The sequence below is a fragment of the Halanaerobium congolense genome (assembly GCF_004366375.1).
In the GTDB taxonomy this organism is placed as follows: domain Bacteria; phylum Bacillota; class Halanaerobiia; order Halanaerobiales; family Halanaerobiaceae; genus Halanaerobium; species Halanaerobium congolense.
Map to the genome: position 1 here is coordinate 1 of NZ_SOEF01000063.1, position 5,567 is coordinate 5,567.

Sequence of the window (5,567 nt, forward strand, 5' to 3'; positions counted from 1 at the left end):
TTAATTTTCTTGCTCACATCAGCCATATAATGTTTTTCTGGAATACAGACACCTGTAGTATTAAACTCCTTCATTTGACACACCTCATTTTTAGCTTCAAGTTATTCCTATTATATCACAATAGATTACTTAATTAAATCAAAGCAGTTATTTGATTCGATCTGTCTTGAAAGATCTAGCAATTCTAGGTTTTTCAGTTCTCTCATAAACCTCTTCCTCATTCTCATCCAATTCTTCCCCATACTCTTTAATTTTAATTGTAAGATCTGAAATTATCTCTTTTAAGACAATGTTTAAGTTCTCGATAACATTTTTGACAGTAGAGAGGACCCGCTCAGGAACTGTTGTCGGCTCAGAAAGAGCTATTGCCAGATCTCCACCTTTTATTCTCTCTGAATCATTATGCTGAAAACAGACCTGGTATATATTATCCTTAATATCTCCCGGCAGAGATTCTCCAAGCAAGACCATTTTAAGTATCCACAAAGCTTCAATAAAAGCAGTTTTACCAGAACCATTCTGACCGTATATTCCCAGCACATCTGATGTTTTAGAAAAAAGTCTTCACTTTTATAGCTGTTAAAATCAATCTGACCCTGCCTAACATTCTTAAAATTATTCAATTGCACCTGCTGCAGACGCAGCATTCTCTCTTTCATATGATCACCACCATTGATTAAATTATACAACTATTAGTGATAAAAAAACAATATTTTTAGAAAAATCGATATAAAATATAACGAATCAATCAAAAAATAAACTATATAGACAAAAAAAATAACCAGACAATATACCTGGACTTCAGGCCTGCGCATATTTAGCACTTCCTAAAATATCTTCTTTTAAGGCATCTTTATTTAAATTATCTTCAATCTGTTTTAAATTTATCATTGAAACTAAATTTACACAACTTTTATTATTCCTTATACAAAAAACCCCCAGAAAAGCTCCATCATTAACTGAACAAAATGAAGTTTCTCTGAGGGTGAATCATCTCCAATTGAGATGCTAATTTTATTCTATTTCCCACCGTGATTTCACCGCAATGAGCCTCAGCCACCGTTAAATACCGCAGTGCCATTAAACCCAGTAAGCAAAGATTTTCTTATTATCAACTCTTATTTCTTCATCCTTATATTCCTTATTCTGATTAAAATTAAAACTCAAAAGATAGCCCTGCTCCATATTTTGGCTTTCCAAATACTCAGCCAGCTGTTTTAATCCCTGCTTGTGATATTCTTCTCCCCGCCAGATTTTTAACTCTACAATAAATTTCTGCTCAAGATAAGTAACTACCACATCAAGCCTTTTTTCCTGAGAAATCTGCACTTCTTTGAAATCAAATCCTTTACCATTTATAATTGGTTTTAAAAAAGCGAGAAAAATCAAACGGCCATTTCTTTCTAAAAAATCTCTATCTCGATAACTATACTGTTCTTTTATGAAAACCTGAAAACGCTCCAGTACTGCTTTTAGATTAAGCTGACTATTATCTATAAAACTGTCTCTGAAATCAAAAGCATCACTTTCCATCGAATTCTCTATTTTGGATATCAAATAGTTATAAATCAATTGTTCATATACTCTATTATGAATCAATAATCTGCCCTTAACATTTTTAAAAATACCATAAAGAATTCCTTTTTCAATTGTAGGATTGTAATTATTAAAAATAATTTTTTTACCTTCAATCAATAAATCCTTTGTCATATCTTCTAAATCACTATTATTCTCTATATTTTTAATTAAGGTATCGAAATTTGGAAGATCTTTTTCTAAAATAATTTTTACTGCCTGATCAAGGTATTCTTGCTGCCAGCTGAACTCATTATCTGCCAGTATTTCTTCAGCAATTATTTCTGCCAGTTTACTGACTAAAAAAGGATGGCCGGAAGTGTAGTAATAAATCTTTTCAGCAAAATAATCTAAATCCAGATCAATATTCCTGTCTTCTTGATATTCATTTAACATCGAAGCAATTTGATCTTTTTCCAGCTCAAAGTCAACTTTAAACTCACTGGCAATATTCCAGGGGCTATTATACTTATGTTCCTCATCAGAAGCTAATTTAAGTTTAAGGTTTTTTACATCATGTACCCCTGCTAAAATTACACTCTTAAAAGTTAAATCTTGATTTTGCTGCTCAAACAAATACTTACTCCTTAACATGCCGAGAAAATCTAAAAAAAGCTGATTATTACTGCTTTTATCGACTTCATCAATCATTAAAACAATATCTTTATTGCTTTTTCTGATCATTGTGGTGATAAAACGAGAAAGATCCTTAAAATTATTAACAGTATCTACTTTTTTTTCAATTAATTTGACAAATTTAGAATCTCCACTAAATTCAAAACGATCTCTAATTGTTAAAAGGAATTCCTTAGAAAAAGTATTGATACTACTAAAAATATCCTGATCAAAATCTTCAAAAGTAATACTAATAACTCTATACTCTTTCTTTTCCAGATGTTTTTTTAATAAATATAAAATTGTAGTTTTTCCAGACTGACGAGGTTTATTAATAGTAAAATATTTTCCCTCTACAACCATCTTTTCAATTTCTTTAATTTTTTTACTAACATCAGCCATATAATGTTTTTCTGGAATACAGACACCTGTAGTATTAAATTCTTTCATTTGACTCACCTCATTTTTAGCTCAAGTTATTCCTATTATATCACAGCAGTTAACTTAATTAAATCAATACAGTTATTTGATTTGATCTGTCTTAAAAGCTCTAGCTATTCTATGTTTTTCCGTTCTCTCATAAACCTCTTCATTTTGCCCACCTAATTTAATTCCATCTGATTCATATCTTAGAGGAATCTTAATTTCTCCTCTTTCTGCCAGCATCTCTATTTTAATAACTGGATCACCATTCTCATCCAATTCTTCCCCATACTCTTTAATTTTAATTGTAAGATCTGGAATTATCTCTTTTAAGAAGATGTTTAAGTTATCAATAACATTTTGTAATTTATAGTTAAAGTTATAATCTGCTCACTCAATTATCTTCATATTCTAATACAGCATTTATACAAATACCTCCAGATATCTTTTCATTATATTCATAACCTTCATCTTCCCATTTCATTTTGAAATTCTCCCCTTTATTATATCATAAAGTATTGTTATAAAAACAAAAACCTTTGAATTTTAAAGCAGCTAACTTTTACAGCATATAAGAAATATCGGAAACTAAAGTTGGATAAGAAAATATTATTTTCTTGATTTCTGTCACCCTCATCTCTGTTTTTATAAACACTGCAAACAGGTTAATAGTCTCTTCAGCACTAGGGCCAATTAAATGGGCTCCTAAAACTGTCTCGGTCTCTTTATCTATAATAGTTTTAAAAGCATACTCCTGCAGCATAAACTCTTGGATTGTTTGTGCTCTGAAGATACTCATTCCAGCCATACCTGAACCAACTACAAATAGATCATAGTTTTTCATAAATAATCTCCTCCTTATTCAGTGTACTAAGTTTATTAAATTTAATATTTAAACTCTGATCAATTTAGAAATTATTTTAATTAGAATATCTTGCTATTTCGTCAGCCAGAGCCTGATGACAGCATTTACCAGTCGGATTTTCAGTTAAACAGTTTCCTGTAATTGATTTCCCGGTATATTTTCTGATTTCAGCAGCAGTTGTGTAACCTTCATCTACTGCTTCCTTTATCTCACCTCTGGTTAAATTAGAACAATAACAGATTGGGACTTTATCATCTTCTAAATCTTTATACCAGATTGCTACCTTTAAATCTTCTTTGCTGTAGTAAATCTTTCCAGAACTATTGAAATAGACAGTTTCGCAATCAGATGTGATTTTGCAAGTTAATCCAGTTAAATTTTTCAGATTAAACCAGCCTAAATTAGCTAAAATTTCAGCATAATTTTCAAATTAAATTAGTAAAAATAAAAATATTTTGCAGATTAAATTAGCAAGGGACTAAAAAATAAGCCCCTTTAATTTGAATAATATTTTTCAGTTTAAAATGTATCTTTTTCGCAGGCTTTGAAGACAATTTCCTGGTTTATCTGCTCTGCTTTAAGTTGAAATCCTAAAAGTAGAGAATTTACTGCGATATTGTTGATCAACCTGGGTAAGCCCCTTGATCTCAAGGCGATTGCCTCCAGAGCCTGAGGTATGAATATCGGATGATTTGCCCCAGCAAGTTTTAACTGGTGCTCAACATATTCTTTGACTTCCTCTTTGTTTAAAGGACTCAGCAGGTACTTCATGATCACTCGCTGATTTAAGGACTGATTATGATTTAAATTCAGCTTGGTCATAAAGTGAGATAATCCTGCTAAAATCAGAATAAATGGGTTCTGAGAATCCATAGCAAAATTAAATAAAATACCAAGATCACTTAAGAATTTGTTGGGAGCAAGCTGCATTTCATCCAGGATAATGATCGGAGTAATCTTTTTCTCGTTGTAAAATTTTAAAATAGCAGCCTGGACCTGATTAAAAAGATCTACCTTTCTGAATTTGGGTTCTTCTCCCAGGCCAATGGCTATGCCTCTGTAAAAATCCATTACTGAGCCTGTAGATAAGGGAAAATAGATGACCTTAAATAATGATGGGTTAACACTGTCAGCCATAGCTCTTAGGGCAGAAGTTTTGCCGCTCCCGGGTTCACCAATAATGACAGCAATACCTCTTGTTTTTTTAAGATAATTCAGTCTGGCAGAAAGTTCTTTTAAATTTTCAGACTGGTAGAGATCTTTAGTTTCAATCTCTTTTTTAAATGGATTATCTGATAAAGAATAAAAAGATTTATACATTTTTGCTGCCTCCTTCAGTCATTTTAGCAAAGGAGATAGGATTACCTCTTTTAGCATGAGCATTATCAGCCATAATCACAGGCTCAGCTTTAGTTATGCATTTACCATTTTCATAAAGATAAATATTATCATATGTTTCTGGATCAAAGCGGATCTTAACCTTTTTGCCAATATAGACTGGTGGTACCTGGTAGAGTTTAGAATTAACAGATATAGTTCCATCATGTCTGACTTTTCTCTGAGCTCTTTTGAGAAAAAGCATCTTAAGCTTTTCAGGATCATCATAGGTTTTAACCTGACTAATCTGGGACATGTATTTATCCAGAGGAGTCATCTTTAAAGAAGAATGCACCTTACGGTGATAATCTTTTTCCAGCCAGCTAAAAAACCGCTGATTAAGTTTATCCAGGGAAGATAAATCTTCATCAGTTAAAAGAGGCAAAAACCTTTTTCTGACAGTTAAGTAAAACCTTTCAATTTTTCCTTTGCTGGCAGCGTCATACGGCTTAGTGTGGATCAGGGTAATACCTAAAGAAGCACAGGCAAAATGGAGATTATCACTATGGTAAACTTTTCCATTGTCAACATAGAGAAGTTTAGGAATGCCTCTTCTTAAAATGGCTTCTGAGAGTACCTGCTGCACAGCAGAAAACTTCTCTGTTGTTAAGAATTTAGCATAAGTAATAACCCTGGAGCAGTCATCAATAAAGGCAAAGAGAAAAGTTTTAACCTTTTTACCATCAAGGTTAAGATAGGGACCATACATTTC

Annotated in this window: 7 protein-coding genes; all 7 read right to left on the reverse strand. The window is 32.0% G+C overall.

Annotated features, from left to right (window positions below; genetic code table 11):
* Positions 1-147: 147 nt before the first annotated feature.
* The gene (locus C7954_RS13165) at positions 148-540 is read right to left on the reverse strand and encodes an AAA family ATPase (RefSeq protein WP_073160922.1); all 393 of its coding nucleotides are present in this window, start codon (positions 538-540) and stop codon (positions 148-150) included.
* A gap of 540 nt (positions 541-1,080) precedes the next feature.
* Positions 1,081-2,640, reverse strand: coding sequence for an AAA-like domain-containing protein (locus C7954_RS13170; RefSeq protein WP_073160924.1), 1,560 nt, complete (start codon positions 2,638-2,640; stop codon positions 1,081-1,083).
* A 72-nt stretch (positions 2,641-2,712) separates the two neighbouring features.
* Positions 2,713-2,892 carry a hypothetical protein gene (locus C7954_RS13175; protein ID WP_073160926.1) on the reverse strand — a complete coding sequence of 60 codons (180 nt, stop codon included), beginning with the start codon at positions 2,890-2,892 and terminating at the stop codon, positions 2,713-2,715.
* Positions 2,893-3,175: 283 nt separating this feature from the next.
* Entirely contained in the window at positions 3,176-3,457 is a 282-nt protein-coding gene (locus C7954_RS13180) for a hypothetical protein (RefSeq protein ID WP_073160928.1), read from the reverse strand.
* Positions 3,458-3,533: 76 nt separating this feature from the next.
* Positions 3,534-3,890 (reverse strand): (2Fe-2S)-binding protein, encoded by a 357-nt coding sequence (locus C7954_RS14215; RefSeq protein ID WP_081374642.1) that lies wholly within the window; start codon positions 3,888-3,890, stop codon positions 3,534-3,536.
* A 107-nt stretch (positions 3,891-3,997) separates the two neighbouring features.
* On the reverse strand, positions 3,998-4,798 hold the full coding sequence (locus tag C7954_RS13190; RefSeq protein ID WP_089723074.1) for an ExeA family protein: 801 nt from the start codon (positions 4,796-4,798) through the stop codon (positions 3,998-4,000).
* A partial coding sequence (locus C7954_RS13195; RefSeq protein ID WP_166667734.1) for a Mu transposase C-terminal domain-containing protein occupies positions 4,791-5,567 on the reverse strand: 777 nt, incomplete at its 5' end. The genes C7954_RS13195 and C7954_RS13190, both read right to left, overlap by 8 nt.